The sequence below is a fragment of the Candidatus Rhabdochlamydia sp. W815 genome (assembly GCF_018642185.1).
In the GTDB taxonomy this organism is placed as follows: Bacteria; Chlamydiota; Chlamydiia; order Chlamydiales; family Rhabdochlamydiaceae; genus Rhabdochlamydia; species Rhabdochlamydia oedothoracis.
Genome location: NZ_JAAVTY010000188.1, coordinates 1 through 1,138, shown reverse-complemented (window position 1 = coordinate 1,138; position 1,138 = coordinate 1). Strand labels below are relative to the sequence as shown.

2 protein-coding genes and 1 pseudogene are annotated in these 1,138 nt (G+C 32.9%); 1 reads left to right on the top strand and 2 read right to left on the bottom strand.

Going from position 1 to position 1,138, the window contains the following annotated elements; translation table 11 throughout:
* Window positions 1-214, top strand: a 214-nt coding sequence (locus tag RHOW815_RS09505; protein ID WP_502757473.1) for a transposase, incomplete at its 5' end; no start/stop codon positions are given.
* Between the two features lie 190 nt (window positions 215-404).
* Here the strand turns inward: RHOW815_RS09505 and RHOW815_RS08175 are convergent.
* Both RHOW815_RS08175 and RHOW815_RS08765 read right to left on the bottom strand, forming a co-directional pair.
* Window positions 405-803 carry a hypothetical protein gene (locus RHOW815_RS08175; protein ID WP_215217791.1) on the bottom strand — a complete coding sequence of 133 codons (399 nt, stop codon included), beginning with the start codon at window positions 801-803 and terminating at the stop codon, window positions 405-407.
* 93 nt (window positions 804-896) lie between these two features.
* Window positions 897-1,138, bottom strand: a pseudogene (locus RHOW815_RS08765) (IS5/IS1182 family transposase); the annotation flags it as partial.

Below are 1,138 nucleotides of genomic sequence, written 5' to 3'. Positions count from 1 at the left end.
CCATTCTTGGGAAAGAGGCTTAAATGAGCATACAAACGGACTAGTTAGGCAATATTTTCCTAAAACACAAAGCTTTTTAGATACGACTTCCAAGGATATAGAAAGGGTGGAAACTTTACTAAATAACAGACCTAGAAAGGCTCTCAACTTCGAAACTCCACTAGAAGTGTTTACGAGATTATCTACAAACATGCTATGCTCGGGTGCACAATAGATGTTTTTTCAAGTATTTATATGTTCTTTTTTGTGCACTTCAAGGTTGAAAGGGCCGTTTGATTAGAGAATTATTATAAAGTAGTTTTAATTTTTATAAAATAATAACAATTTATTTTACAGCAAATAACACATTATAAACAATTCTAAATCCAATCGGTTTAGAGAAGCACAATCATAAATATTCTTTTTTAATTTTTGAAAGCCCGATCTTTAATATAATTAATTAATAAATCGGAAAAAAAGCTGGTGATCCCTAAAATTAGAGAAACTTTTACCGCGGTCGTAAAAATAAGTGGTTTTCCTATTAAAGAAAGGGCTTTATTACCAGCTGTAAAAACTAGGTAAGCTCTAGTCATTAGTAAAGGCGTTACAAGAAATTTTGAAAAGCTATTCATAAGTCTTACAGATCTAGTAAATAAACCTATATGAATTATAGCCGCAACTGTACCAACACTACGGCTAGTAACTGCATAAATTGCTCCATGCATGGGGGAAATCCCACAAAATCTTCCTGCTATACATCCGCCTACTGCAGTTAAAGCAACAGCTCTAGGGTCGAAAATCGATTTGCAAAAATAACTTTCCATAATTGCTCACAAAGAAGGGGTTGCTCCTTAAACGGAGTAAGTTAAACTCTCCAATATAAACGAGATTTTTTCAAATCTCAAAACCGCTCATTAAAGAGCAAAAACATGTTTTTTGCCATTACAAAAGTTTATTCTGACAACTTTTTTCGTTTTCTTATCTACGACTATTTTGATCGTATGCTTTTTCTTTTTTCCGGAGTAAAAATGCTTCTGTCTATTATTGCGATTTTTTATCCTCTTTTTATCTTTGTCTTTTTTTGGGGACGCTCTATAGGTGTTTCTGATGCATCTATAAGAATTACTTCGTATTCCATGTCTCTCTTAAGAAGAGCTTT